Origin of the sequence: Micromonospora sp. NPDC048947 (genome assembly GCF_040649495.1) — a bacterium.
Classification (GTDB): Bacteria; Actinomycetota; Actinomycetes; order Mycobacteriales; family Micromonosporaceae; genus Micromonospora; species Micromonospora alfalfae.
Genome location: NZ_JBEZFO010000029.1, coordinates 1 through 24,627 on the forward strand (window position 1 = coordinate 1; position 24,627 = coordinate 24,627).

The 24,627-nt window shown below is 69.9% G+C and carries 26 protein-coding genes, 3 tRNA genes and 2 pseudogenes; 13 read left to right on the forward strand and 18 right to left on the reverse strand.

Features of this window, described 5'->3' with window-relative positions:
* The 5 genes and pseudogenes from AB0B98_RS30355 to amcA (AB0B98_RS30375) all read right to left on the reverse strand — a co-directional run.
* A pseudogene (locus AB0B98_RS30355) lies at positions 1-242 on the reverse strand (pentapeptide repeat-containing protein); the annotation flags it as partial.
* 59 nt (positions 243-301) lie between these two features.
* Positions 302-484 carry a multiple cyclophane-containing RiPP AmcA gene (amcA, locus tag AB0B98_RS30360; RefSeq protein WP_357367036.1) on the reverse strand — a complete coding sequence of 61 codons (183 nt, stop codon included), beginning with the start codon at positions 482-484 and terminating at the stop codon, positions 302-304.
* Positions 481-1,617 carry a cyclophane-forming radical SAM peptide maturase AmcB gene (gene amcB / locus AB0B98_RS30365; RefSeq protein ID WP_357367038.1) on the reverse strand — a complete coding sequence of 379 codons (1,137 nt, stop codon included), beginning with the start codon at positions 1,615-1,617 and terminating at the stop codon, positions 481-483. Before amcB ends, amcA (AB0B98_RS30360) begins: the two co-directional genes overlap by 4 nt.
* On the reverse strand, positions 1,614-1,961 hold the full coding sequence (locus AB0B98_RS30370; protein WP_357367040.1) for a hypothetical protein: 348 nt from the start codon (positions 1,959-1,961) through the stop codon (positions 1,614-1,616). The genes amcB and AB0B98_RS30370 overlap by 4 nt, the downstream gene beginning before the upstream one ends.
* Positions 1,958-2,122 carry a multiple cyclophane-containing RiPP AmcA gene (amcA, locus tag AB0B98_RS30375; RefSeq protein WP_357367041.1) on the reverse strand — a complete coding sequence of 55 codons (165 nt, stop codon included), beginning with the start codon at positions 2,120-2,122 and terminating at the stop codon, positions 1,958-1,960. The genes AB0B98_RS30370 and amcA (AB0B98_RS30375) overlap by 4 nt, the downstream gene beginning before the upstream one ends.
* A 369-nt stretch (positions 2,123-2,491) precedes the next feature.
* Between amcA (AB0B98_RS30375) and AB0B98_RS30380 the strand changes: the two genes are divergently transcribed.
* A complete protein-coding gene (locus AB0B98_RS30380) occupies positions 2,492-3,718 on the forward strand; it encodes a helix-turn-helix transcriptional regulator (protein ID WP_357367043.1) in 1,227 nt (408 codons plus the stop codon).
* Between the two features lie 6 nt (positions 3,719-3,724).
* Here the strand turns inward: AB0B98_RS30380 and AB0B98_RS30385 are convergent, their stop codons facing one another.
* Complete coding sequence (locus tag AB0B98_RS30385; RefSeq protein WP_357367045.1) at positions 3,725-4,405, reverse strand: YdcF family protein; 681 nt, start codon at positions 4,403-4,405, stop codon at positions 3,725-3,727.
* Between the two features lie 146 nt (positions 4,406-4,551).
* Positions 4,552-5,349, reverse strand: a complete 798-nt coding sequence (locus tag AB0B98_RS30390) for a DeoR family transcriptional regulator (protein WP_357367047.1) — start codon at positions 5,347-5,349, stop codon at positions 4,552-4,554.
* 524 nt (positions 5,350-5,873) lie between these two features.
* Between AB0B98_RS30390 and AB0B98_RS30395 the strand changes: the two genes are divergently transcribed.
* Positions 5,874-6,764, forward strand: coding sequence for a hypothetical protein (locus tag AB0B98_RS30395; RefSeq protein ID WP_357367116.1), 891 nt, complete (start codon positions 5,874-5,876; stop codon positions 6,762-6,764).
* Here the strand turns inward: AB0B98_RS30395 and AB0B98_RS30400 are convergent.
* Both AB0B98_RS30400 and AB0B98_RS30405 read right to left on the reverse strand, forming a co-directional pair.
* Positions 6,754-7,050: a DUF4326 domain-containing protein gene (locus tag AB0B98_RS30400; RefSeq protein ID WP_357367049.1), complete on the reverse strand. Its 297-nt coding sequence runs from the start codon at positions 7,048-7,050 to the stop codon at positions 6,754-6,756. The two genes, AB0B98_RS30395 and AB0B98_RS30400, sit on opposite strands and share 11 nt — an antisense overlap.
* 293 nt (positions 7,051-7,343) lie before the next feature.
* Positions 7,344-7,419, reverse strand: a tRNA-Lys gene (locus AB0B98_RS30405).
* Positions 7,420-7,606: 187 nt separating this feature from the next.
* Between AB0B98_RS30405 and AB0B98_RS30410 the strand changes: the two genes are divergently transcribed.
* Complete coding sequence (locus tag AB0B98_RS30410; RefSeq protein WP_238670929.1) at positions 7,607-8,869, forward strand: Ig-like domain-containing protein; 1,263 nt, start codon at positions 7,607-7,609, stop codon at positions 8,867-8,869.
* 249 nt (positions 8,870-9,118) lie between these two features.
* On the forward strand, positions 9,119-10,411 hold the full coding sequence (locus AB0B98_RS30415; protein ID WP_238670928.1) for an Ig-like domain-containing protein: 1,293 nt from the start codon (positions 9,119-9,121) through the stop codon (positions 10,409-10,411).
* A gap of 112 nt (positions 10,412-10,523) precedes the next feature.
* Here AB0B98_RS30415 and AB0B98_RS30420 read toward each other — a convergent pair.
* Positions 10,524-10,596: transfer RNA gene (locus AB0B98_RS30420), tRNA-His, on the reverse strand.
* 104 nt (positions 10,597-10,700) lie between these two features.
* Positions 10,701-11,291: an oligoribonuclease gene (gene orn, locus AB0B98_RS30425; RefSeq protein WP_308193549.1), complete on the reverse strand. Its 591-nt coding sequence runs from the start codon at positions 11,289-11,291 to the stop codon at positions 10,701-10,703.
* A gap of 72 nt (positions 11,292-11,363) precedes the next feature.
* On the opposite strand from orn, the gene AB0B98_RS30430 reads away from it, so the two are divergent.
* Complete coding sequence (locus tag AB0B98_RS30430; protein WP_357367051.1) at positions 11,364-12,647, forward strand: glycosyltransferase 87 family protein; 1,284 nt, start codon at positions 11,364-11,366, stop codon at positions 12,645-12,647.
* 384 nt (positions 12,648-13,031) lie between these two features.
* Here the strand turns inward: AB0B98_RS30430 and AB0B98_RS30435 are convergent.
* The 3 genes and pseudogenes from AB0B98_RS30435 to AB0B98_RS30445 form a co-directional block, all read right to left on the reverse strand.
* A pseudogene (locus tag AB0B98_RS30435) lies at positions 13,032-13,244 on the reverse strand (hypothetical protein); the annotation flags it as partial.
* Positions 13,245-13,936: 692 nt separating this feature from the next.
* Positions 13,937-14,671, reverse strand: a complete 735-nt coding sequence (locus tag AB0B98_RS30440) for a YcnI family protein (protein ID WP_357367053.1) — start codon at positions 14,669-14,671, stop codon at positions 13,937-13,939.
* A gap of 17 nt (positions 14,672-14,688) precedes the next feature.
* Positions 14,689-16,356 carry a copper resistance protein CopC gene (locus AB0B98_RS30445; RefSeq protein WP_238671076.1) on the reverse strand — a complete coding sequence of 556 codons (1,668 nt, stop codon included), beginning with the start codon at positions 16,354-16,356 and terminating at the stop codon, positions 14,689-14,691.
* A 172-nt stretch (positions 16,357-16,528) separates the two neighbouring features.
* On the opposite strand from AB0B98_RS30445, the gene AB0B98_RS30450 reads away from it, so the two are divergent.
* The 4 genes from AB0B98_RS30450 to AB0B98_RS30465 are packed head-to-tail and all read left to right on the forward strand — an operon-like array spanning position 16,529 to position 19,473.
* Positions 16,529-17,119, forward strand: coding sequence for a sigma-70 family RNA polymerase sigma factor (locus AB0B98_RS30450; protein ID WP_357367055.1), 591 nt, complete (start codon positions 16,529-16,531; stop codon positions 17,117-17,119).
* Between the two features lie 32 nt (positions 17,120-17,151).
* On the forward strand, positions 17,152-17,676 hold the full coding sequence (locus tag AB0B98_RS30455; RefSeq protein ID WP_238670924.1) for a MauE/DoxX family redox-associated membrane protein: 525 nt from the start codon (positions 17,152-17,154) through the stop codon (positions 17,674-17,676).
* Positions 17,669-18,385, forward strand: coding sequence for a thioredoxin domain-containing protein (locus AB0B98_RS30460; RefSeq protein WP_238670923.1), 717 nt, complete (start codon positions 17,669-17,671; stop codon positions 18,383-18,385). Before AB0B98_RS30455 ends, AB0B98_RS30460 begins: the two co-directional genes overlap by 8 nt.
* Positions 18,382-19,473 carry a hypothetical protein gene (locus AB0B98_RS30465; protein ID WP_357367057.1) on the forward strand — a complete coding sequence of 364 codons (1,092 nt, stop codon included), beginning with the start codon at positions 18,382-18,384 and terminating at the stop codon, positions 19,471-19,473. Before AB0B98_RS30460 ends, AB0B98_RS30465 begins: the two co-directional genes overlap by 4 nt.
* 183 nt (positions 19,474-19,656) lie before the next feature.
* Here AB0B98_RS30465 and AB0B98_RS30470 read toward each other — a convergent pair whose 3' ends face one another.
* From AB0B98_RS30470 to AB0B98_RS30485, 4 genes are read right to left on the reverse strand one after another with little or no spacing between them, the layout of a single operon-like run.
* On the reverse strand, positions 19,657-20,415 hold the full coding sequence (locus tag AB0B98_RS30470) for an ABC transporter ATP-binding protein (protein WP_238670921.1): 759 nt from the start codon (positions 20,413-20,415) through the stop codon (positions 19,657-19,659).
* On the reverse strand, positions 20,412-21,182 hold the full coding sequence (gene cbiQ / locus AB0B98_RS30475; protein ID WP_238670920.1) for a cobalt ECF transporter T component CbiQ: 771 nt from the start codon (positions 21,180-21,182) through the stop codon (positions 20,412-20,414). The genes AB0B98_RS30470 and cbiQ overlap by 4 nt, the downstream gene beginning before the upstream one ends.
* Positions 21,183-21,196: 14 nt before the next feature.
* Positions 21,197-21,622, reverse strand: a complete 426-nt coding sequence (locus tag AB0B98_RS30480) for a PDGLE domain-containing protein (protein ID WP_357367059.1) — start codon at positions 21,620-21,622, stop codon at positions 21,197-21,199.
* Positions 21,619-22,335 carry an energy-coupling factor ABC transporter permease gene (locus AB0B98_RS30485; RefSeq protein WP_112582195.1) on the reverse strand — a complete coding sequence of 239 codons (717 nt, stop codon included), beginning with the start codon at positions 22,333-22,335 and terminating at the stop codon, positions 21,619-21,621. The genes AB0B98_RS30480 and AB0B98_RS30485 overlap by 4 nt, the downstream gene beginning before the upstream one ends.
* A 174-nt stretch (positions 22,336-22,509) precedes the next feature.
* Here AB0B98_RS30485 and bcp point away from each other — a divergent pair, with 174 nt between their 5' ends.
* The 4 genes from bcp (at position 22,510) to AB0B98_RS30505 (ending at position 24,623) form a co-directional block, all read left to right on the forward strand.
* On the forward strand, positions 22,510-22,986 hold the full coding sequence (bcp, locus tag AB0B98_RS30490) for a thioredoxin-dependent thiol peroxidase (RefSeq protein WP_124855233.1): 477 nt from the start codon (positions 22,510-22,512) through the stop codon (positions 22,984-22,986).
* 30 nt (positions 22,987-23,016) lie between these two features.
* Positions 23,017-23,937, forward strand: a complete 921-nt coding sequence (locus AB0B98_RS30495; protein ID WP_357367061.1) for an HNH endonuclease — start codon at positions 23,017-23,019, stop codon at positions 23,935-23,937.
* Positions 23,923-24,005: transfer RNA gene (locus tag AB0B98_RS30500), tRNA-Leu, on the forward strand. Before AB0B98_RS30495 ends, AB0B98_RS30500 begins: the two co-directional genes overlap by 15 nt.
* 90 nt (positions 24,006-24,095) lie before the next feature.
* Positions 24,096-24,623 (forward strand): GNAT family N-acetyltransferase, encoded by a 528-nt coding sequence (locus AB0B98_RS30505; protein WP_357367063.1) that lies wholly within the window; start codon positions 24,096-24,098, stop codon positions 24,621-24,623.
* Positions 24,624-24,627: the final 4 nt, after the last annotated feature.

The following is a 24,627-nucleotide window of genomic DNA, read 5'->3' on the forward strand; positions in this document are numbered from 1 at the left end:
AAGTCGGTGCGGGTGATCTCGCAGCCGTAGAGGCTCCCGGCTTCCCAGGTGCTCTCGCTCAGGTCCACACCGGTGATCAGACTGCTGCGGATGCGGGCGTCCTCAAGGTGCGAGCCGTGCCACGCGGCGCCCTCGACGAGGGCCTCGGTGAGGCCGCCGTCAAGGTCCGTCGTGGTGTCGAGGTCGTCCGGTTCGAGGTCCGGCAGTAGGACCTTCACGTCGCCGATCGTGGTGGTGCGCATGTGTCCTCAACCTGTGTGGGCGCGGGGTGGGCACGGACCCCGCGCGTCCCGTGGTGGGGCTACTTTTTCTTGTTCCAGTTGTCCCAGCCGGGTCGACTGTCGAACTTACCCTTGTTATCCCAGGCGGGGCGGTTGTCGAACTTCGCCGCGTCGATCGACGCTACCGACCGCTGCGGGTCTACGCCGAGGCAGGCGAGTTGCTCGGGTGCCGCGTTGATGAGGGTCGCGAGAGCGTTGGTCATGGTGCTCCTCCTTGAGGGGCGAGGTGGTCGGCGGCGGCGCGAACGAGGGCCTGTCGGGTGGTCCGGCAGTAGGTCGTTTCTCGGGCGGTGAACGTCGCGTGCTCGAAGTAGCGGTTGCCGGCCTGGGCGCCGCGGCAGAAGTCGTAGAAGGCGCAGTGGTCGGCGCAGTCATTTAGGGCCGTGACGAACTCGGCGACGTAGTCCAGGTCGCCGGCGCCGGCGACCATGGCGGTGATGGGCTGATGAAGGACGTTGCCGGCGATGAAGTCGCCGTATCGCGGCTCTGTGATGCCGAGCAGTTCCGGTGACAGCAGCACCACCTGTCCATCCCAGGAGACGGTCGGGATCGGCTCGTACGGCTCGTGGTCGACGCGGCCAGTGCGGGTGGCGGCGAGATAGTCGGCCAGCCGGTCCACGTCGCGGATCCGGAGCGGGCTGCCGCCGACGCGACGTGCGATGAGGCGCTGCCAGAACCGGTACGCGGCGTCCTCCGACACCGGTGCCCGATCGGCGCCCTCCTGCTCTTCGATGTTGAAGCCCACCGACTCGCATCCGGGCAGGCCGGTGAAGAAGTCGACGAGGGCTTCCGCGTGGTCGATGGTTTCCGGGGTGACCACACAGATCACCGAGTACCTCAGCCCCGCGTCGGCCAGGGTCTGTATGCCGCGCAGAGTGCGGGCGTCTGTTGACGTGCCGGCCCGGTCGAGGCGGTTCCGGTTCAACGCGCCCGGTCCGTCGATGCTGACCCCGACCTCGAACCCATAAGCGGTGAAGAGCTCGCACCATTGCCGGTTGATCAACGTCGCGTTCGTTTGGATCTCGTGACGCACCGTCCCCGCGCGCCGAAGCTCCTCGAACGGGGCCAATAAATCACGGAACAACCCGATGGGAGTGGCGATGGGTTCGCCCCCGTGCCACACGACGCTCACCGGATGACCGCTGTTTTGCTGGGCGATCGACTCGGCGCAAGCCTGCGCGACCGCGCCGCTCATCAGGCGGAGGGATCTCCGGTCGGGCAGGTAGCAGTAGGTGCAGTCGAGGTTGCAAAAGCTCGTCGGCTGCACGACCAGGGTGTGGAAGCTGCCGGCGACCGCCGGCTGGCCAGTGACGTTGATGAGGCCGATGCCGTTCACGAGGAGGCCTCTTCGATGCTGGCGGCCGTGGTGGTACTGACGCGGTAGGCGTGGGTGTGGCGGGCGGGCCAGCCGAGAAACCGGTCGAACATGTCGGCGGCGCTGCCCGTGACGCTCGGGTTGAGCCGGTGCAGGTCGTCGATCGCGTCGTGCAGGCAGCCGGCTAGGTAGAGGAACAGGCTCACCGGCACTTCTCGATACTCGGTTAGCAGCGCGAGCTTCGCCGCGCCGCAGGGCCACGGCTGCCCGCACCGGCGGCACAGCCACAGCGGGCGCATCGGCAGATGTTCCACTTCGGCTGGCGCGAGCCGGTTCGCCGCGAGACGGCGCTGCTGCCCGGTCACCGGCGACCGCCCTCGCGGGCCTGCTGCTCGAACAGCCGACGCCACACAAAGGTGAGCAGCGGAGGCTCTGCGCGCCGCACCTGCCCCTGCGAGGACGTCCACTTGGGCTCGGGGCGCCGGGACTGGCCGACCATCGCATTACGCGAGACGTACACCGTCATGCCGCCACCCCCACCAGGAACGATGAGCGGCGGGCTCGCCGGGGGAATGGCGAGCCCGCCGCCGCATCACGGCGGCCGGGAGCAGACCGCCGATCACCCACCCACGCAGCCCTCATGGCGGTACGCGGGCGGGGAGAACGCCGAGACAGTTCACTCCCGGACGGGCCGAGCCAGCGGCCCAAGCCGTGGTGTGGCGCGCCGCCCATCGATCCCTCCATCTGCAGCTCCCTGTTAGTCATCCCGACACCGGCATCGACACGCGCCGGTGATCTGGGGTGAACTGAACGTAGGGGCGGTCCGTACGGAGGACCGGGAAAATCCGTACCGGGTCCGGCGGTATTCAGCGGGCAGGGTGATGGTGTGCGAGGGATGACGGAAGACATGACCATCGGCCAGCGCGTCGCCTTTTACCGGCGTCGACGAGGCCTCTCCCAGGAGGTGCTGGCCGGTCTGGTCGGCAAGACCCAGGAGTGGTTACGCAAGGTCGAGACGAACCGGGCCGACCTCGACCGGCTATCGGTCATACGCGCGATCGCCAAAGCCCTCGACGTGTCCCTCGGCGACCTGATCGGTGCACCGAGCCTGTTCGAGTGGTCGGACGACTCAGGGCGCGAGACCATCCCGGCCTTGCGGGCCGCGCTTCACGACTATCGTCACCTCGCCCCGACGCTGGCCAGCACGGGGGACGTCGAGGCCCCCGCCCTGCACGAGATCGAGAACGACGTCGCCGAGATCTGGACCGCCTACCAGCACTCGCGTTACGGCACCCTCGCCCGCCGGCTGCCCTACCTCATCCACGACTGCCTCACCGCCACAGAGGCCTACGACGGAGACGATGGCCAGCGAGCGCACGCGATGACCGCCTACGCCCACCAGCTCGCCGCGTTGTTCCTCACCAAGCTCGGCGAAGGTGACCTCGCGTGGACCGCAGCCAGCCGAGGGCTGGCCGCCGCCAACGCCAGCCACGACCACGTCGTCATCGGCTCGCTCAGCCGCTCCGCCGCGCACTCCCTGGCGTCCATCGGCGAATATGCGCAGGCTCGTGGCCTCGCCGCCACGGCGGCGCAGTTCCTGGAACCACGGCTCGCCAAACCCACTCCGCAGCTGCTGTCGGTCTACGGCAGCCTGCACCTCGTCTGCGCGCTGGCCGCCGCCCGAGACGACGACCGCGCCTCCGCTGACACCCACATCGCTGAGGCCGATGCCGCCGCACAGCGGCTCGGCGCCGATGGCAACCACGTCTGGACCGCCTTCGGGCCGACCAACGTGTCGATCCACAAGACGACCGTGGCGATGGAACTCGGCGACGTGCAGCGCGCCATCGCCATCGGCGCCACACTCGACACCAGCACCGTGCCCGTCGAGCGGCAGGTTCGGCACGCCATCGAAACCGCCCGGGCCCTTGCCCGGTGGAACCGCATCGACGACGCGCTCACGGCGCTCCTGGAGGCCGAGGTCATCGGCCCTGACCAGGTGCGCTACCACCAGCTCTCCCGCGACCTCGTCCGCGACATCCTCACCCGTCCGCGGCCACCCCGACTGGCCGCCGAACTCAGCGACCGGATGGGCGTCCGGTCGGGAGGACCGCGCTGGTAGCTGGGCTCAAATTAGCCGGCTCGTGTAGCCAGCCGCGACCAGGCGCTCGAACGCCGTCCGCACCTCGTCCGGAATCTCCTGCGGGATCGCGAACCCGCGCTCCGCGTACACCTCGATCCGCTGCGTGTCGCCTACCAGCATGTCCACCACCCGCCGCGGGTCGCCGATGCTGCTCACGTAGTCGTCCAGTTCGAGTGGGTTCGACGCGCAGACCACATCGACCTCCGGCCACATCAACCTGCAGGTGGCGTAGGCCCGACGCTGTTGGTAGGGCCGCGACATGATCAGCACCGACTTTACCGGGATCCGGTGTTCGGTCAGGAGCTGACGCGAGTACTCCAGGTTCTGGGCGGTGTTCGTGGCACGAGGCTCCACGAGAATCGCTTCCGCGGATACGCCCTGCTCGATGGCGTACTCGCGGTAGTGCACTGCTTCTCCACGGGGGAACCGCTCGACGGTCGTTGGGGCGTTCGCGCCGGTGAACACGATCCTTGGGAACAGGCCCTCGTGAAACAGGCGCGTCGCGATGACGGCCACGCCGAGATCGTGACTGCCCAACCCGATCCCAACGTCGCACGGGCGCAACTCGTGGCGCATGTCGTGGTAGCGCCACAGCGCCTCCACATCGGCCCGGATCGCGTCAGGGATCGCCTCGGCAGGTGCCGCCGCGCGCCGGTTCATCAGCACCTACCAGGTCCGGTCCGCGCTGGTTCCCTCATGCCGCCAGCGTAGGGGTAGCAGGGCAGCACGACGCCGCTGACTCCAGCACCACGCCGCTGACCTCGTCAGGACCAGAGGGCTGGCAGCGGCCGAGGCATCGTCACGCGGTGACTTCAGGATCCGACCTCGATGAGGCGGCGCCTGCCGCCTTCGCCCGGCACCTGCCACACCTGCTCGTCCGGCCAGTGGCGATACAACAACTGCCGTGTGGTCGTGGCGACAACGTTCGGCAGCGGCCCACGAAGCAGGCCGGCACGCAGCCGTTCCTCCCGCTCGGCGTCCTGCGCGATCAGCAGGACCGCCCCGACCGGCACCAGCCGGTCCGCACGCCGGTAGCCGCCCAACAGTCCACCCAGCCCTGACGCCGGCCGCTCGTACTCGGCGACAACGTCGCCGGTCGGGCCGCGGTCGACGTGTACCAGGAACCGCAGGCACCGCCCGTCCTGCAGCCATACGCCGTAGCCGTCGGCCCGCAGCTGCGCCAGGTCGTGCTGGCGCAACCACGACGAGGTCTCCATCGTCGCCAGCCACTGGTACAGCTCGCACCGCCCCGAGTTGCGCCGCGACACCTCGACCAACGGCAGGAACAGCAGAGCATCCGCCACACCGGAGGACCGCTGACCCAACCGCAACGGAACCGGCCGCCCCGACGCCGTCAGGGCGTGCCGGAGCACCTCGGTCCCCTCGGCCGTGACCCCGTACCACCAGGTATGGGTCCGGTCCTCCGCCGAGCGCTCTCGGCGCACCAGTCTCGACTCGTTCAGCCACACCAGGTCTCGGTGAGCGGTCAGCCGCGACACCGCGCAGACAAGCGCCACGTCCAGCGTCGACGCGGACCCATGCTGTGCCAGGTACGACAGGATCCGCCACCGCCGCGGCGACAGCCGCCGCACGGCATCCTGGTCACCCATTCCCTGATGATCCCTCCGAGCCCCGGCGGTCCGACATCCTGTTCGCCAAGGCTGTAACAGAGAGTGGTCGATGCCCTGATCGCAAGATCGGGAACCGGGACCACCGTGACCGGAGACAACGCTCGCCGGAGGCCATTGAGCGAGGCGTCAACGGGCCGTGCGAGCACCCGCATATCCAAACCGTGGTTTTGGGGCCGATTTTGGAGATCACTGTTCACGGAATCAGCCGAAGAGCTGAGGACGGAAGAGGCGAAACGGTCAAACCAAACCCCCAATAGTTGATCTCCACAAAGAGCGCTGCACCGCGGCACCAATCTCCAGGAACGCCTGACACGCGCCTTTCCGGCCCAGCAATGGCGCACCACGGGCCGAGGCAGCGGTTACTAAAAGTAATGAGAAAGATGAGTTCTGCGCGCCGGCGTTTGACTGAGAGGCCAACCCTCACCCCTGCCGGCTAGTGCCGGATCCATTCAAATGTGAGACCGTCTATGTAACTAAACGTGCCTGGGCAGCTGCATTTAGCGATATGGGTGGTTCCGTTGGAACAGCTTCCGTTGTGGGGACCGAGCACCGACGAAGATTCGAGACCGAAGCCAGTCCTGGCACGACCAGCGACACTCCGCCTCCTGATCACAGTGAAGGCGGCACCCAACCCCTCCGCGCGGTACGGCGAGACGGTCTGCGTCGGGGCACTGGGCATGGACCCGCCCTGGACGGGTTGGATTCGCCTCTACCCGGTCCACTATCGAGACCTCGACGACGAAGGCAAGTTCCACAAGTACGACATCATCCACGTCGACGCACTGCCAGCCAGTCAGGACCAGCGGCGCGAGAGCTGGAAGCCAATCGTGGACACCATCACCACCGAGCGGCACATCGCCAGCCGACAGTCGCGTCGAAACCTCCTCGATCCGCTCGTCGAAGACTCCATGTGCTGGCTCAACAAACAGGCCCGCGACGACCGGAGCGCACGATCGATCGCGCTGATTCGCGTGGCCGACATCTCGTCTCTTCAGGTCAAGCGCCATCCCGGCTGGTCGGCGGAGGATCGGAAGAAGATCGCTGGCTACCTCAACCAGCTCGACCTACTGGAACCGGCCAAGCGCAGCCCGCTTCAAGCACCACGCTTCACTGGCGCCTACCGCTATCGCTGCGCAGACCGTCATTGCCGCGGTCACCAACAGACACTCTGGGACTGGGAGTTCGTCGCCCTACAACGTCGTCTAGACCAGCTCACCGACGCGGAGGCCGCAGAACAGCTGAGAAACAAGTTCCTCACCCAGCTCTGCGCCGCCGACCGCGACGTCGCCTTCTACGTAGGCAACCAAGCGGCAAGACCGCAGTCCTTCAGCATTGGCGGTGTCTACGCACCGAGACGGCCCACCTCGCGATACCGATTGCACCTCAACCGATGATGTCGGCCAGCACGTCGGCATGGCACGAATCCTCGACGCGGCACCAGCACGCCAACTGCTTCCCCGTAAGCTCCCGCCGCGCCCGGTCAACAAGGGCCGGCTGCCCCACAAGCCACTGCCGATAGAGGCGTAACGCCTCCGCCCGATCATGCTTCCGCAGGCTGAACGGATTGGCCCAGGGAGAACGCCGCAGCCCGAACCCCTGCCGCCCCACATACACGGCTCCGGGCGGCACCACCGGGTGATAAAGATCCCCCTGCACGCGAACCCGCAGCTGTCCCCCCACCTCACCAGCGTAATCGCCAACGCCTGGATGCTCGAAGAAGCGCGGCGGACGCCTCGGCGGTCGGATGCGCCGAGGCCCTGACGCCCTTTACAGGATGGCCACCTCAACGCCCTGTACAGGATGGCCACCTCAGAAATGACGATGAGCGCGGGCATCCACGGGACAACGACGTGTTCCGGCAACGCCGACCCGGTCCAACGGCTCCCGAGCACCCACCGAGCGACCGCCCACCACCGAAGCACACGAAAAAGGCCCTGCCCCAGTGTGAACCACCAGGTCAGGACCTTGATCGTTGGTGCGCCGCCAGGGACTCGAACCCCGAACCCGCGGATTAAGAGTCCGCTGCTCTGCCAGTTGAGCTAGCGGCGCTCGTCGGCAACGGAGAGAACATTAGCACCCCCGGAAGGCGCGCTCCAATTCGGTTACCCGGGTCCCCCCTTCGGTCGAGCTTTGCCGGCAAAAAGCCCCAAACCGGCCACCGCCGTCAAGATCGGGGCGTGGGTTGGGGCGGTGATGCGGCACGATGTCCGCCAGGTACGCGAGAACAGAGGTGGGCATGGCACGGTTCACGCGAGCCGGGGCGGTGGTGGGCGCCCTGACTCTGGCGGCGTCGCTGGCACTGACCGGATGCGGCGGCGGCGAGAAGAAGCCGGAATTCGTTGGCGGGGCGTCCTCGGACGTGAGCGCCACCCCTGGCTCGGCCGCACCTTCGACACCGAGCACGCCGAGTGGGCCAGCGCTCACGCTGAGCCCGGCGAACGGCACGAAGAACAGGCCGGTGAGTACGGAGATCAGCGCGAAGCTCCCGGACGGCGGGAAGGTGTCCGCGGTCACCCTGACGGCGGACGGCGGCGGCTCGATCGAGGGCAAGCTGCGTACCGATGGTTCGTCCTGGGTGCCGTCAGCTCCGCTGAAGTGGGGCACCCGCTATACGGCAACTGTGACGGCGAGCGCGTCGGACGGCACGAGCAGCCAGGGCACCAGCAGCTTCACCACGATGGCCAAGCCGAAGTCGACTATCGGTTCGGGCCTGTACCTCTTCGACGACAAGAGCTACGGGGTGGCCATGCCGGTGGTCACCGAGTTCCACCCGGGTATCCCGAAGAAGGACCGGGCGGCGGTGCAGAAGCGGATGTTCGTCCAGACCGACCCGCCGCAGCCGGGCGCGTGGCACTGGGTGAGCAATGGCACGCAGGCCTACTACCGGGCTCCGAAGTACTGGAAGCCGGGCACCACGATCACCGTGCGGATCGCGCTGGCGGGGATGCCGTTGAGCAACGGCAAGTACGGCGACATCGACCGCAAGGCCACCGCCAAGATCGGCCGATCGTTCGAGATGAAGGTCGACAACGCCAACAAGAAGATGACTGTGTACGAGAATGGCGCCGCGGTGCGCACCATTCCGGTGAGCCTGGGCAAGAAGAGCACACCGTCGTCGAGCGGCACGTTGGTGGTGATGGAGAAGAAGGAAGCCACCGTCTTCGACACCCGCGACGACCCGGATCCGGCCAACCGCTACGTGACCGACATCCAGTTCGCCCAGCGGCTCACCTGGGGTGGCGAGTACATCCACGCCGCGCCCTGGTCGGAGCACGTGCAGGGGCGGCAGAACGTCTCGCACGGCTGCGTGAACGTGTCGATGGCGAACGCCAGGTGGTTGTTCGACAAGACCCGGATCGGTGACCCGATCACGATCAAGGGAACCGAGCGCAGGATCGCCGCCGGTAACGGTTGGACGGCGTGGAGCTTGAGCTGGTCGGAGTTCGTCAAGGGCAGCGCGTTGCCGGTGCCCAGTGGTGGGGCCGGCCCGGCGGTCTGAGCCGTCGGCCTCGTTGCGCCGGCTCGGCCGTTGGCCGGGCCGGCGTACCCTTGCACTCCCGCCGCTCGATGACTGCGCGGCGACCCCCACGCTCCCGGTACGGAGACGAACCAGGCTCACGAAACGCCGGATAGTAGCAGGATTCGGGCACTATTGATGGCGTGTTTCGGTTCACCCTCGGCAACCGGGGCCGGCTCTGGCGCGTCAGTAAGAGACGATGGGGCAGCGACCACAACTGTGAGGGAATGCATGCGAGCTAGCCAGGACCAGCTGATCAGGCCCGGTGGGCGACGCCGCGTGTTCGCGGCGGGGCTTCTCGCCGTGGCGTTGGCCTTCACCTCGGCCTGCACCGACGGCGACGGCGGCAAGCCGTCCTCGTGGCACGGCGGCGGGGAGAACCCGGCACCGAAGGCCGCCGCGACGATCAGCGAGCCGGCGGCCGACGCCAAGGACGTGCCGGCGTCCACCGGCATCACCTTCACCACGAAGGACGCCGTGGAGACCGCTGTCGAGCTGAAGGACGCCGCCGGCAAGGCTGTCGAGGGTGCCCTCGCCAAGGACGGCAAGTCGTGGCTGCCGACCGGCGCGCTGGCCTACGGCACGAGCTACACGGCCACAGTGACCGCCAAGGGCGACGACGGACGCCCGGCCACCGCGACGAGCACCTTCACCACAATGGCCAAGCCCGGCAATCAGGTACGGGTGAGCAGCTTCCTGGGCGACAACCAGGTCGTCGGGGTGGGCATGCCGCTGATCGTGAAGTTCAGCCGGGCCATCCCGGAGGACTACCGCGACGACGTGCAGCGCCGAATGACAGTCACCTCGACCCCGGCGCAGGAGGGGATCTGGCACTGGGTCAGTCCCACCGAGATCCGGTACCGGCCGAAGGAGTTCTGGAAGCCGAACACCAAGGTCTCCTACCGGGTGCAGGCCGGCGGCCTGCCGATGGGTGCGGACTGGTACGGCCGCGCCGACCTCTCGGTGGACGTCAAGATCGGCGCCGCGGTGGTCATGACCGTGGACAACAAGACCAAGCGGATGACGGTGACCCGCAACGGCTCCGTGATCAAGACCATTCCGGTGAGCCTGGGCAAGAAGAGCACCCCGTCGTCCAGCGGCACCATGGTCGTGATCGAGAAGCTGCGCAAGACGGTCTTCGACACGTTCGAGGAGCTGGGCCCCGATGAGGGCTACCGCACCAAGATCGACTTTGCGCAGCGCCTCACCTGGGGCGGGGAGTTCATCCACGCGGCGCCCTGGTCCGAGGGGCAGCAGGGCACCACGAACGTGTCGCACGGCTGCGTGAACGTGTCGATGGCCAACGGCGACTGGCTCTTCAAGAACACCCAGATCGGCGACCCGATCACGGTCAAGGGCACCGAGCGCAAGCTCCAGAACGGCAACGGCTGGACCGACTGGAACATGAGCTGGGACGAGTACGTCAAGGGCAGCGCCCTTCCGTACGAGCCTCCGGCCGACCCGGACGCCACCACTCCGACCCCGGACGGGACTGTCACCCCGTCCCCCACGCCGACCGCCTGAGCAAGCCGACGAAAGCCCTCTCTTCGGAGGGGGCTTTCGCGTGGTCCCCCACTTCGCCCGACAACGACTCAGGCCCCCTCCGAAGAGGGGGCCTGAGTCGTGAAACCAACTGGGTGACTGAGGGGAATTGAACCCCCGACAACCGGGACCACAACCCGGTGCTCTGCCAACTGAGCTACAGCCACCATGCCGCCGTCGCCCGGTCGATCGCTCCGGGCGGGGTGCGGACCAATAATAGCCACACCACGGCCGGGCACGTCCAGCGGGTTGCCGGTCAGCGCGGCAGGGGTCAGAGTTCGGCGGCGATGGCCTTGGCGGTCTCGACGTCCGGGCCGGGCAGCGGAACGAAGACGGTGCGCCGGTAGTACTCCAGCTCCCGGATGCTCTCCCGGATGTCGGCCAGCGCCCGGTGCGCGAGACCCTTCTGCGGCTGGCCGAAGTACACCCGGGGGTACCAGCGGCGGCAGAGTTCCTTGATCGACGACACGTCGATCATCCGGTAGTGCAGGTGGGCGTCGAGGCGGGGCATGTCCCGGGCGATGAAGCCCCGGTCGGTGGCGATCGAGTTGCCGCAGAGCGGCGCCGTACGCGGATCCTTGACGAAGGTGCGGACGTATTCCAGGACCAGGTCTTCGGCCTCGGCGAGGGTGACCACCGAACGACGGACCTCCTCGGTGAGGCCGGACCTGGCGTGCATGGTCTGCACGACCTCCGGCATCCCCTCCAACGCCGCCTCGTCGGCGTGGATGACCACGTCGACACCGTCACCCAGCACGTTGAGGTCGGGATCGGTGACCAGTGCCGCAACCTCGATCAGTTTGTCCCTGCCGAGGTCCAACCCAGTCATCTCACAGTCGATCCAGACGAGGAGATCAGCCACCGGGACAGCCTACGCGCAGCCCACGCCTCGCGGCTGCGCGCTCTCGGCGGACCGGCCCGCTAGGGTTTCGGGGTGCCAGCAGAACCCGTCGCACCGCCCGCCGTCACCGAAGACGATCCCGGCGGCCGTACGGTCCGTCGTCTGGTCGCGGTGGTGGCCCTCAGCGCCGTGCTGCCAGCGCTGTATCTGCCCGGCCTCGTGCACAACTTCTTCGACCTCAAGATCTACATGTCCGCGATGGACTGGTGGCGCGTCGGCCACCCGCTCTACGACTACGTCCAACCCGACCGGGTGCAGGGCGAGTTGTACTTCACCTACCCGCCCTTCAGCGCGTTACTGCTGTGGCCGTTCGGTCTGCTGCGGCTCGGCGCCACGGTGGCGATCTTCACGGCGCTCACAGTGCTGGCCGTGGTGCTGACCACCAGGTGGCTGGTGACCCCGGTGATCGCCCGACACCACCTGCCCCGAACGTTCACCCTGATCTCCGCCGTACTGCTGGTGCTGGCGGTGGAGAGCATCCGCGAGACGATCACCTTCGGCCAGATCAACATGCTGCTGGTCGTGCTGATCCTGGCCGACCTGCTGTTCGCGGTGCCGCAGGCGCGACGCTGGGCCGGGGTGGGCGTCGGGCTGGCGACGGCGCTCAAGCTCTTTCCCGGCATCTTCATCGTGTACCTGCTGGCCACCCGGCGGTGGCGGGCCGCAGCGGTGGCGAGCGCGACAGCGGCGGCGGCGACAGTGCTCGCGGCGGCGATCGCCCCACGTGACTCATGGCGGTTCTGGACGCACGAGCTGTGGACCACCGAGCGGGTGGGACGCACCGACATCGTCGGCAACCAGTCGCTGTTCGGCCTGCTCAGCCGGTTCACCGAGCCGGAGAAGCCGGACCGGCTGCTCTGGCTGCTGCTGGTCGCCGTGGTAGCCGGCTACGGGCTGTGGCGGGCCGCCCGTGCGGCGCGGGCCGGTGACCCGTTGACCGGGCTGACGTTGACCGGGTTGGTCGGTTCCCTGGCGAGCCCGATCACCTGGACCCACCACATCTACTGGTTCGTGCCGGCGGTGGTGCTACTCGCCGACGCGGCGTTGAGCGCGGACCGCCCGGACGAGGCACGCCGGCGTCGCTGGCTGGCCGGGCTCGCGCTGGGCATCACCGCCGTGACCATCTACGGCGTGGTGACGTTCCAGGCCTGGGGGGCGGGACCGGTCCGCACTCATGACCCGGTGGACTTCGTCGTGCAGAACACCTACGTGCTGCTCAGCCTGCTGCTGCTGGCGGTGTTGCCGGTGCGCTCGGGACCCAGTGCGGAAAATCGCACCAATTGGACAGACCTCCCGAGTAGCCACGTTCAGCGCTAATCTGTCCTCATCTACCTCAAGCGTCGCTCGGGTAGCACCGATCCCCCGGTGAGGGTGGCCCTCCGCGTCGGCAGCGCGGAGGGCCACTCGCTGTCTCACCCACCGCCACCGGCTGGGCTGTCACCCGACCGGGCCGCCACGGGCCGGGTCGTCGCCCGGTGCGGCCGCGACCGGCCGGGTCGTGGGCTCGTCCACGTCGGCCGGCGGCCAGGCGAGGCTCAGCGTCACCTCCGGCGGGCGGGGCAACCGGACCGGTTCGTCCAGGTCCGCGAGGGTGGCTGCGCGGGCCCCGCCGATCGCCGACCGGGCGGGTTCCAGGGCCCCGGCGCCGACCGGGGCGAGTTGTCGCGTCGGCGACGGCGGGTTCGGATCGGGTCGGCGGGGGCCCAGGCCACTCAGCGAGGTGACCCCGAGCCGCCCGGCGAGCACCGGCACCTGATCCGGCTCGACCACGAAGATCACCTCGCGTGGCCGTAGCGGCCGCAGCAGGAGCAGCGCCGCGCACACCACCAGCAGCACGCCGACGGTCAGCAGACCCCAGGTGGCCGGGCCGGTCCACCCGACCCGCAACTCGGCGTGCAGGTCCAGGGCCAGGTCGCCCTCGCCGTCCGGGCGCATCACCACCAGGCTCATGGGTTCGCCGGCGAGGTCGTCCGCGCTCCACTCCAGCGAGCCGACCCCCTCGCGTACCCAGAAGGGCCGGCCCAGCGGCGTGACCGGCCCATCGGCCGGTGCGACACCCGGGGTGTCGGCGGCCGGACCGGCCGGATCGAGCCGGACCGGCAGCGGACCCCGGGCCAGCGCCACCCGACGGACCGTGGCGTGCGGCACCGCCTCCAGCCAGCCCCGCACCTCGGCGGTGGGCGCCAGTCCGACGAAGGCCGGCCCGCCCGTGGTGCGGGCGTCCAGGCGCAGCCGGGTCTGCTCGGTACGCGCGAAGGGCGCCTCCTGCCGCAGCAACCGGTCGAGGTCGGTGACGACGATCGCGTGACCGGGGGTGCGGACCGTTTCGAAACGGGCGGCGAAGGACCCGTCCGGGTCGGTGTGTCGGGTCACCAGCCACAGCCCGCCACCGGCGAACAGCGCCGGAATTCCCACCACCAACAGCAGCACTCCGGCGATCACCCGCACGAACCGCATCCGCACCGTCCCCCCTCCGTAGCCAAACACCCGGCCGACCTTACCGACGTACACCGTCTGATCAGGGGATATCCACGGCACGGCCGACATCGACTCCGAAAAGCACGCTGGCCCGCCGGAAGATCCGGCGGGCCAGCGGGTGAACAGGGTCAGGCCTTGGCGACCGGCTCCCGACGGGTACGCGTGAACGCGAGCCCGCCCAGCACCAGGCCGGCCAGACCGGCGACGAGACCGGCCACACCGAGGCCGACAGCGAGCCCGTTGCCGTCGTCGTCGTCATCGTCGTCGGGCGAGGCGACGGCTGCGGCCGGCGACGCCGAACCCGACGGCGCCGCCGCGGCGGCCAGGGTGAGCACCGGGGCCGGGTGCTCCGGCTCCTCGGCACCCGGCGCCGGTTCGTCGATCCACCGCGAGATGTTGCCGTCCGAGTAGGTCTGCAGGACCTTGAAGACCATCGAGTCGACCTGCGGCAGCGGCCCCAGCGAGACAGGGAACTCCTGGAACTGACCCGGCTTCACCCCCGCGTCACCGGAGGCCGTCCAGGTGATCTTGGAGACCGCCTCGGTGAGCTGACTGCCGTGCACCTCGATCGGCGGGTCCACCTTGCGCTTCTCCGTGGCGACAGTCCAGCCGGGCACCGGCATCGTCGACACCGAGCCGACCGGGGCGTTCTCCGGCAGCACCACCTCCAGCTTGATGGTCGACGCGCTGTCGCTCTCGTTGGGCACCCGGAACGCCACCCGGGCGTAGCCACCCTGGGTCGCCTCCTTCGGGTTCACCGTGACGTGCGCGGACGCCGGTCCGGCAAAGCCGAGCACAGCGGTGGCGGCGGCGGTGAACGCCAGGGCGGCAGCGGCGGTTGCGGTACGCCGGAATCGGGTCATGGGTTTCGCGAACCTCTCTAACGGATGGGCACGGTGGCGGTCACCGTGGCCTGGTCGATGTCGGTCGTTCGGGCGGTGATCTTCAGCTGCCACTCGCCGGGGGTCGGCAGGCTGATGTCGCCGTAGGCGTGACTGTCGGTCAACCGGAGCAACGGCACCTCGATCGGCTCGATCCCGGCCGAGGGCAGCGCGACCGTCGCCTTCCACTCCGCGACCAGCAGTGGCTGGTTGGCCTTGTCGTACGCGTACAGGTGCACCGAGTTGTTGCCCCGCTCGGCCGGGCTCACCTCGACCTCGACGGTCAGCAGCGGGCTGGACAGCCTGGTGCTGAAGAAGCCGGCCTCGGCCCCGGCGGACGGGCCGGCCGCGGCGGTGCGGGCGGGCGTGGTCTGCACGAGCGTGGCGGACACGGCCAGCACCACCACTGTGACGGCCAACTCCACCAGGACCGCCCGGCGCACCGGTGCCGGGCGTTGCGCCGCGACGCGGCTGCGCACCAACTTCCGGGAGTACGCGGCAACGGCGATGACCAGCGCGAACAACCCGATCTTGGCGAGCAGCAAGCGCCCGTACGTGGTGTCGAAGAGCGCCTGCGGGGTGGCCACCTCGATCAGCGCCTGGACGGTGCCGGCCAGCAGCAGCGCCGAGACGGCGAGCGCCGCCCAGCGCGACCAGATCGGCAGGATCGCGCCCAACTCCCGCTCGTCGGCCTGGCGCAGCAGGAAGACGGCGAGCATGAGCAGACCGCCCAGCCAGACCGCCATGCTGCCCAGGTGGACCGCGTCGACCACCACGGAGACCGCCGGCGCCGGGGAGGCCGCCGGGTGCCCGGCCAGCGGCCAGGTCAGCAGGGCGGCGCCACCGAGCACGGCCAGGATGATCGCGTCCGCGCGGCCGGCGGGCCGGGCCAGCAGCGGGCGGAGCAGGAAGACGGACGCCGCCAGCAGGCCGAGTCGGACCAGGTGGGCGGCGCCGAAGGCACTGCCGAACACGCTGCCGAACCCCTCGCCGGTGACGTCGAAGAGACCACCGCCGGCCGTGTAGGGCACCTGCAACCACAGGTCGGCGACTGTGGCGAAGGCAACCAGACCGAGGCCGGTCCAGGCCAGCCGGGTCGGCCCCCGCCGGGAGAGCCGTCGCGGCCAGAGCGCGGCGAGCACCAGCGCCGGCCCGACCAGCAGCACCAGGCCCGCATAGCCGAGGAAGCGGGCCACCTTCACCGCCGTGCCCACCACCGGGTTGGCGCGGCTGTCAGTGCCGGAGTCGACGGGTGGGGTCGAGGGTGCGCCGACCGAGTAGGTGTACGCCCCGGAGACCGGATGGCTGTCGGCGGAGATCACCCGGAAGCTGACCAGGTAGGTGCCGCGGGCACCGGCCGGGTCCACCGGAATGGTCACCACACCGCCGTTGAACGACGGTTCACCCCGGTCGGCCCGGGAACCGTCCGGCGCGATGACGCGGATCTTGCCGGGCACCTTGCGGACCGACTCGCTGAACGTGAGGACCACCTCGGACGGCCCGCTCGGCACGATGGAGGCGGCGGCCGGGCTGCTGCTCTCCAGCACCGCGTGGGCGCTCGCGGAAGTGGCTGGCGCGATCAACAAGGCGACGACGGTGACCAGGAGGCCGGCGGCTGCGGCCAGCCTGGCGGCCCAGCGGCGGGGGGCGACAGTCATGCCGGCCATGGTCGCCGATGGGTGTCCCATTCGGCGACCCGAGGGGGGTGGGCGCGTCGGTTGTCGCACGTCATGAAGTGGTAGTCGGCCCGGATCGGGGAAAAGTTCCCGACGTGGCGCAGACCATCCACGGGCCGAACGACCCTGACGCGCCGCCGGCTGCCGCGTAACCTGATGTGTCGTGATCCCTGTCCCGCGTGACCCCGGTGCCGCCGCTCCGGCAGAACCGGTCGACGAGGTCGCCCGGGACCCGGCAACCGGGTGGGCGCTGACCGCCCGCGACGGTGACCCCACCGCCCAGGCGGCGTTCGTCCGGCTGACCCAGGCCGACGTCTGGCGGTTCGCCGCCGCCCTGGTCGACCCGGACAGCGCCGACGACCTGACCCAGGAGACCTACCTTCGGGCGTTCCGTGCCCTCCCCGCCTTCGAGGGTCGCTCCAGCGTCCGCACCTGGTTGCTCGGCATCGCCCGCCGGGCCTGCGCCGACCACCTGCGCACTGTCGTCAGGCGTCGGCGCCTCGACGAGCGCCTGGCGGCGAACGCGTACACCGACCGACCGCACCCGGACCCGGCCGGTCAGCTCGGCGCCGCCGACCTGGTCCGCCGCCTCGGCCCCGACCGCCGCTCCGCGTTCGTGCTGACCCAACTGCTCGGCCTGTCGTACGCCGAGGCCGCCGCCGTCGAAGGGGTGCCTGTCGGCACCATCCGTTCCCGGGTCGCCCGGGCCCGCGACGACCTGGTCGAGGCGGTCGGCGACGCCCTGACCGGCTGAACGCGGAACTTCCGGCGCGGACGGGACGACAAATGAGCGTGACAGCACCTTCCACCCGGGGCGGCCGTTGGCCACTGGTCCGCCCGTGGCTCGGCATCGCGGCCCGGCTCGGCCTCGCCGCCGTCTGGTTGGTCGCCGGCGCGTCGAAGGTCAGCGATCTCGCCGCCTCCGGGCGGGCGGTCAACGCGTACCAGGTGATGCCGTACGACGTGGCGACGGTGATCGGCGCGGCCCTGCCCTTCGTCGAGCTGGCGTTGGGTGTGCTGCTGCTGCTCGGGCTGGCCACCAGGCTCGTCGCCGGGGTGTCCGCCGCGCTGCTGGTGGTCTTCATCGCGGGGATCGCCTCGGCCTGGACGCGTGGGCTGGCCATCGACTGCGGCTGCTTCGGCAGCGGCGGGCAGTTGGCGGCGGGGCAAGCACCCAGTTACCTCCCGGAGATCCTCCGGGACCTGGGATTCTTGGTGCTGGCCGGATTTCTGCTGATCTGGCCGCGTACGCCGGTATCGGTGGACGGGTGGCTGTCCGGCGAACCCGTTGTGGAGGACGAGGATGAGTAGTCGCAAGGGGCAGCGGGACGCCGCCCGGGTGGTCCGCGAGCAGTTGGCCCGCGAGCGGCGGCGCCGCCGCACGATCTGGGTCTCCGCCGCCGCAGTCGTCGTCCTGGTCATCGCCGGCGTCGTCGGGTGGGTCGTCTGGTCCAACCAGCGTTCCGACAGCTTCACCACGCCACCCGGCGCCAACGCGGACGGCACCGGAATCGTCACCGGCGGCGGGCCCGTCACGGTCGACGTCTACGAGGACTTCCTCTGCCCGGCCTGCAAGCAGTTCGAACAGACCAGCGGCTCGACGCTCGAACAGTTGGTGGCCGAGAACAAGGCGACAGTGGTCTACCACCCGGTCGCGTACCTCAACCGTTTCTCCACCACCCAGTACTCCACCCGCTCCTCGGCCGCCTCCGGCTGCGCGGCGGCGGACGGCAAGTACCACGAGTACGCCAAGGCGCTCTTCGCCCAGCAGCCGCCGGAGGGCAGCGCCGGGCTCACCGACGACCAGCTCATCGACATCGGCACCAGCGTGGGCCTCGACCGGGGCTCCTTCGGCGGCTGCGTGAAGGACGAGACGTACCGGACCTGGACCGAACACGTCACCGACGACGCCAGCCGGAGCAACGTCACCGGCACCCCGACCGTGAAGGTCAACGGTCAACAGGTCGAGAACCCCACCCCGGACGCTCTCACCGCAGCAGTGGCGGCGGCCGGCAAGTGATTCGTACCCTGCTGAGCCGCGCCGGCCTGATCGCCGCCGCAGCCGGCCTGGTGACGGTGATCAGCGCGGCGCCCGCCGCCGCGCACGGCGCGGACGCACCGGACGGCACCGACTACCGCACCCGGACCACAGGGGTCGCACCGGCGCGGCCAGGGCTTGAGGTACGCGTCATCGAGGCGGGCGCCCGACTGGAACTGACCAACCGCACCGGCCGTGCCATCGAGGTCATCGGCTACTCCGGTGAGCCGTACCTACGCGTCGGCCCGGACGGGGTCTTCGAGAACAGCCACTCCCCCGCCACGTACCTGAACCGCACCATCGCCGGGGACACCGCGCTCCCGGCCGAGGCAGACCCGGCCGCCGCACCCTCCTGGAAACGGATCGACGACGGCACCACCGCGCGCTGGCACGACCAGCGCGCGCTGTGGCAGGAGTCGGCACCACCGGCCGCGGTACGCGCCGCACCGGACCGCGAGCACCGGGTCCGGGACTGGACCATCCCCCTGCGCGACGGCACCGACCCGGTGGCCATCGGCGGCACGCTGGACTGGGTGCCGCCGCCGGACGCGTACACCTGGTGGGCCGTGACCATCGTGGGGCTGCTCGCGGTGGGCGCGCTCGGCCTGTTCGCCGCCACCGCCCCGGCCGGCGCACGCGCGCTGTCCACGCTCGGCGTGTTGCTGATCGTCGGCGGCGTGGTGGCCGTCGGGTACCCGGTGGGACGGGAGTTGGACGCTGGCGCCCAGGGCGTGGGCGGCGTGCTGGTCGGGCTGCTCTCCGGGCAGATCTGGTCCCTGCTCACCGGCCTCGGCGCGATCGCCGCCGGTTGGTACGCGCTGAGCCGCCGCCCGGCCGCCGACTTCGTGACCGCGTTGGCCGGGGCCTGCCTGGCGCTCTTCGCCGGAGCGTCGAACGCCGCCGTGTTCGCCAACGCCATCGCCCCGGTGCCCTGGTCAGCAGTGGCCGCCCGGGTGATGGTGGCGCTCTTTCTGATCACCGGCGCGGGCGCGACAGCCGCCGGCATCCTGCGCCTACACGCCACCTCCCGCACCACCACCGCAGCACCCGCCCGAACCCCCACCCCCTAACCGCCCCACCCCGCCCCGCGCCGCGCCCCGCGCTCCGCGCCGCCCCGCGCCGCGCCCCGCGCCGCCGATCTTGCACTTTGGGTTGGCCATATGCGGCTTTCGCCCCGGAAGGCGGGGACAGAAAGTGCAAGATCGGCGCGGGCGCGGGCGGGGCGGGGTGAGGGTGGGCCGCTGAGGGTGGGTTTACGGCTGCGGGGTGAAGCCGTAGGGGAGTTCCAGGCGGTGCTTCGCCAGCAGCGGGGTGTCGTTGAGCAGAGTGCGGGTGGGGGCGTCGGCGACGATCCGGCCGTCGTCCAGGATCACCGAACGCTCGCACAACTCCGCCGCGTACGGCAGGTCGTGGGTGACCATCAGCAGGGTCACCGGGAGGCCGCGCAGGATCTCGGCGAGTTCCCGACGTGCCGCCGGGTCCAGGTTCGACGACGGCTCGTCGAGCACCAGGATCTCCGGGTGCATGGCGAGCACCGTGGCCACCGCCACCCGGCGGCGCTGCCCGAACGACAGGTGCTGCGGGGCCCGGTCCCGATGCTCACTCATCCCCACCGCGGCGAGCGCCTCGTCCACCCGGGCGGCCAACTCGGCCCCGCGCAGACCCAGGTTCGCCGGCCCGAACGCCACATCCTCCGCCACCGTGGGCAGGAACAACTGGTCGTCCGGGTCCTGGAAGACGATGCCCACCCGGCGGCGTACCTCGGCCAGGGTGGCCCGATCCGGGGTGACAGTCAGCCCGCCGACGCTCACACTGCCCTCGGTCGGGGTGAGGATGCCGTTGAGGTGCAGCACCAGGGTGGTCTTGCCGGCGCCGTTGGGCCCGAGCAGCGCCACCCGGTCGCCACGCGGCACGTTCAGGTCGACCCCCTGAAGGGCGACGTGCCCGTCCGGGTACGCGTAGCGAACGCCCCGAACGTCCAGTGAGACAGCGGTCTGCACGACACCGATCATGACAGCACGACGGCGGTGGCGGCGATGGAGGCCGCCAACACCGGCACCGTCGCCGCTACCAGCCACTGACCAGCGCTCGCCGCGCCCTCGCCCTGCCACACGGCGGGCATCCGCCCGGTGTAGCCCCGGGACAGCATCGCGAGATAGACCCGCTCGCCACGCTCGAAGGCGCGCAGGAACAACGCCCCGACCCCGGCGGCGAAGCCGCGCAACTGCCACAGGAAGCGCGGGTCGTCGCCCCGGGAGATCCGGGCCACCCGCATCCGCCGTGCCTCGCCGACCAGCACGTCGAGGTAGCGCAGCATGAACGTGGCGATCTGGGTGAGCACCTGCGGGCAGTGCAGCCGGTCCAGCCCCACGATCAGGTCCCGGGTGGTGGTGGTAGCGGCGAGCAGCAGCGAGGCGAGCACCCCCAGGGTGCCCTTGGCCAGGATGTTCCACGCGCCGTGCAGCCCGTCCTCGGACAGCCGCAGGCCCAGCACCTCGACCCGGTCGCCGCTGCCGAGGAACGGCAGTGCCACCGCGAACAGCACGAACGGCAGCTCGATCAGCGCCCGGCTGAGCAACCACCGTGGGCCCACCCGGGCCAGCGCCGCCACCGCCGCCACCAGCACGGCGTACGCGCCGAAGGCCCAGAACGCCTCGCGTGGGGTGGCCACCACGGCAAGGGTGAAGACCACCATCGCCACGATCTTGACCTCGGGCGGGAGCCGGTGCACCGGCGAGTCCGACTCGCGGTACAGCACGTGCCCGTGACCGGCCCCCATCCGCGTACCCCTGCTCAGCTGGCCGCGTCGGCGCGGCGACGAACGTCGCCGGACGTCACGGAGTCGCCCTCGGTGGGCGTCGCCGCGTCAGCATCGGTCGGGGCGCCACCTCGACGCCGCAGCAGCCAGAACCCGCCGGCCCCGATCGCGAAGGTGACCAGCACCCCGAGCACCCCGGAGAGGCCGGTGGAGACGAAGCTGTTCCGCACGCCCCGGACGCCGTAGTCGGCGAGCGGGCTGTCGGCCAACTCGTGGTCACGGGCCTGCTGGGCCGGGCAGCTACCCCCGACGATGTTGTCGTCGGCGTCAACTGTGCAGCCCTTGAGCAGTGACGAGTCCAGCCCATCCGGGTGCGAGGAGGCGTAGTTGCTCACCACGCCGGCGAGCAGCAGGGCGACCAGCAGGCCGCCGGCCAGGAAGGCCCAGGAGCGGTTCTTCATCGGACACCTCCGGCGACCGGGACGGCGGGGGCGGCGGGCGCGCGCAGGGATCGCAGCGCGTACACCAGGTCGGGGCGTACCTTCGCGACGGTGAGCACAGTGGTCGCGGTGATCAGGCCCTCGCCGATGCCGATCAGCAGGTGGACGCCGGCCATCGTGCCGGCCAGGCCACCCAGGTTGTTGCCCAGGTCGGTGGTGCCACCCAGCCAGTACTCCAGGACGAAGCCCTGCGACGCCACCACCACGCTGAGCGTCGCGGCGACGAACGCGGTCACTGCCAGACCGGCCCGCGTGCGGGGCAGCACCCGCAGCAGCAGCGCGATCAGCGCGTACGCCGCGGCGGTGCCGAGCAACGCCATGTTCGTGATGTTGAGGCCGAGCATCGCCACGCCGCCGTCGCCGAAGATCAGCGCCTGCACGACCAGCACCACTGCCACGCAGAGCGCGCCGACCCACGGGCCGACCAGCATGGCGGCGAGCGCGCCCCCGAGCAGGTGACCACTGACACCGGCCGTGAAGATCGGGAAGTTGAGCATCTGGACGGCGAAGATGAACGCCGCCACCAGGCCGGCCATCGGGGCCAGCCGGTCGTCCAGGTCGCGCCGGCCGCGCAGAACGCAGGCGGTGAGCGCGGCAAGAGCGAGCGCAGCGAAGATCGCTGCCACGGGACCGTCGATGATCCCGTTCGAGATGTGCATCGCCAGTGTCTCCACGCGACCTCCCACGCGTCAGCGGGCCCGACCGGGCCGGCGTGGGTCAGCCTATTTCCCAACCGTCGTTGTTGCCAGACTCTGGCAACAACGCATGGGCTTGATCACTCCAGGTCAGGCCCGCCGACGCGTCCCGTCGGCGGCAGCGCTCGCCGCCACGGCGGTAGGGTCGGGACCATGACCTCGCCCGACCGCCTCTCCCCCGGTGACCCCGCGCCCGAGTTCACCCTCGCCACCGACACCGGCGACCAGCTCTCCCTCGCCGACCTGCGGGGTCGCAAGGTCGTCCTGTACGCCTACCCGGCCGCGATGACCCCCGGCTGCACCAAGCAGGCCTGCGACTTCCGCGACTCGCTCGCCTCACTCCAGGCCGCCGGCTACGAGGTCGTCGGCATCTCCCCGGACAAGCCGGAGAAGCTGGCGAAGTTCCGCGAGCGCGACGCCATCACCTTCCCGCTGGTGTCGGACCCGGACAAGGCCGTGCTGACCGCCTACGGCGCGTACGGCGAGAAGCAGCTCTACGGCAAGACCGTCACCGGCGTGATCCGCTCGACGTTCGTGATCGACGCCGACGGCAAGGTCGAGCGGGCGCTCTACAACGTCAAGGCCACCGGGCACGTCGCCAAGCTCCGCCGCGACCTCGGCCTGGACTGACCTGTCGGACCGTTTCGCTACAGTCCGTCAGTGGTTCGATACAAATACACGCCCGAAGCGCTGGCCGCCGCTGCCGCCGCCGCACACAACATCACCGAGGTGATGCGGTTGCTCGGCGTTCGCGTCAGCGGTGGCTCGCACGCACACATCAGCCGACAGCTCAAGAGATTCGGCATCGACACGTCGCACTTCACGAGGCAGGCACACAACAAGGGGCGGGCTGGCGAACGGCGCACCACATCCGCGCAGCTCCTGGTCGTGCTGCCCGTCGGGTCCCGACGGACGCCCGGCGCGCGGTTGAAGTGGGCGCTGGGCACAATCGGCGTGCTGGAGGAGTGCGAGGGGGGCGGAATAGGGCCGGTGTGGCGGGGCGAGTCGCTCATTCTGCACGTCGACCACATCAACGGGGATTTCCTCGACAACCGGCCACCGAACCTGCGGATCCTCTGCCCGAACTGCCACAGCCAGACCGACACCTATGCCGGCCGTCGGAACCGAGCTGCTGATCTCATCGTCGCGACGCCGACCGATGGGAGGGAACGCGACGACGGCGCGTCCAGCTCCGATCGCCGACTGGCCACTCGCCAGGAAGTCGTCGACCTGTTCGGTCAGGTCGATGCCCAGCAGGTGACGGCCACGCAGGCGGCACGGCAGTGGGGCTGGACCCCGGCGTATCTGCACAAGGTTCGGCGAAGACTGGAGCAGGACGGAGTGTTGAGACCACGTCCGAATCGCAGTTGGCGTTCGAGGGCTCACCGTGCGGCGGTGATAGAACAGGCGCTGAAGCACCCGGATGTCGGGCCGAAGCGGCTGTCCGGCATTCTTCGCGATCTGCCCGGCGGAGGATACAGAGTTGGTCACGGCACGATCTCGACCCTTCTCAAGGAGGCCGGGCTCAACACCGTCGCAGCCAGACACTCTAGACTCAGGGAGTTGGCGGGAGTGGCGTAATGGCAGCCGCGCAGGTCTTAGGAACCTGTATCCGGAAGGATGTGGGGGTTCGAATCCCCTCTCCCGCACAGACAATCAGGAACACGTGCTGAACGGCGGTTGTCGGGCGCGTCACTGTCGCGGGTCATGGGCCTGGTCGTCGGGTCAGGATGGCGAGCGTGAGTCTGCGCTTCGTCCTCGATCCTGACCTGACCCCGCAGCTGCGTGCCGAGATCGTCGACCTCTGGGTGGACGTCAGCAACGCCGGTGGGGCGGTCGGTTTCGTGCCACCGGTCACCGCCACCGACGTGCTCGTCACCGCCGATCCGACCTTCGCCGGCATCGCCGACGGACCGGACCGGCTGCTGGTCGGCTACTCCGGGGACCGGCTGACGGCAATGCTGATCTTCAGTGACAACCGTTTTCCGCTCACTGCGCACTGGTGTGTGCTGAAGCGGGTGATGGTCCACCCGGACACCCAGGGCACCGGCTACGGCTCGGCGCTGATGGTGGAGGCCGCCCGACTGGGCAGGGCGTTTGGCCACGAGGCGCTGCACGTCACGGTGCGCGACGGGCTGGGGTTGGACAAGTTCTACGGCCGCCTCGGGTACCGGGAGGTCGGCCGGCTGCCGGGCGCGTTGCGGGTCGCTCCCGATGACGACCGGGACGAGATTCTGATGTGGCTCGATCTGAGGGTGGCCGACTGAGCGG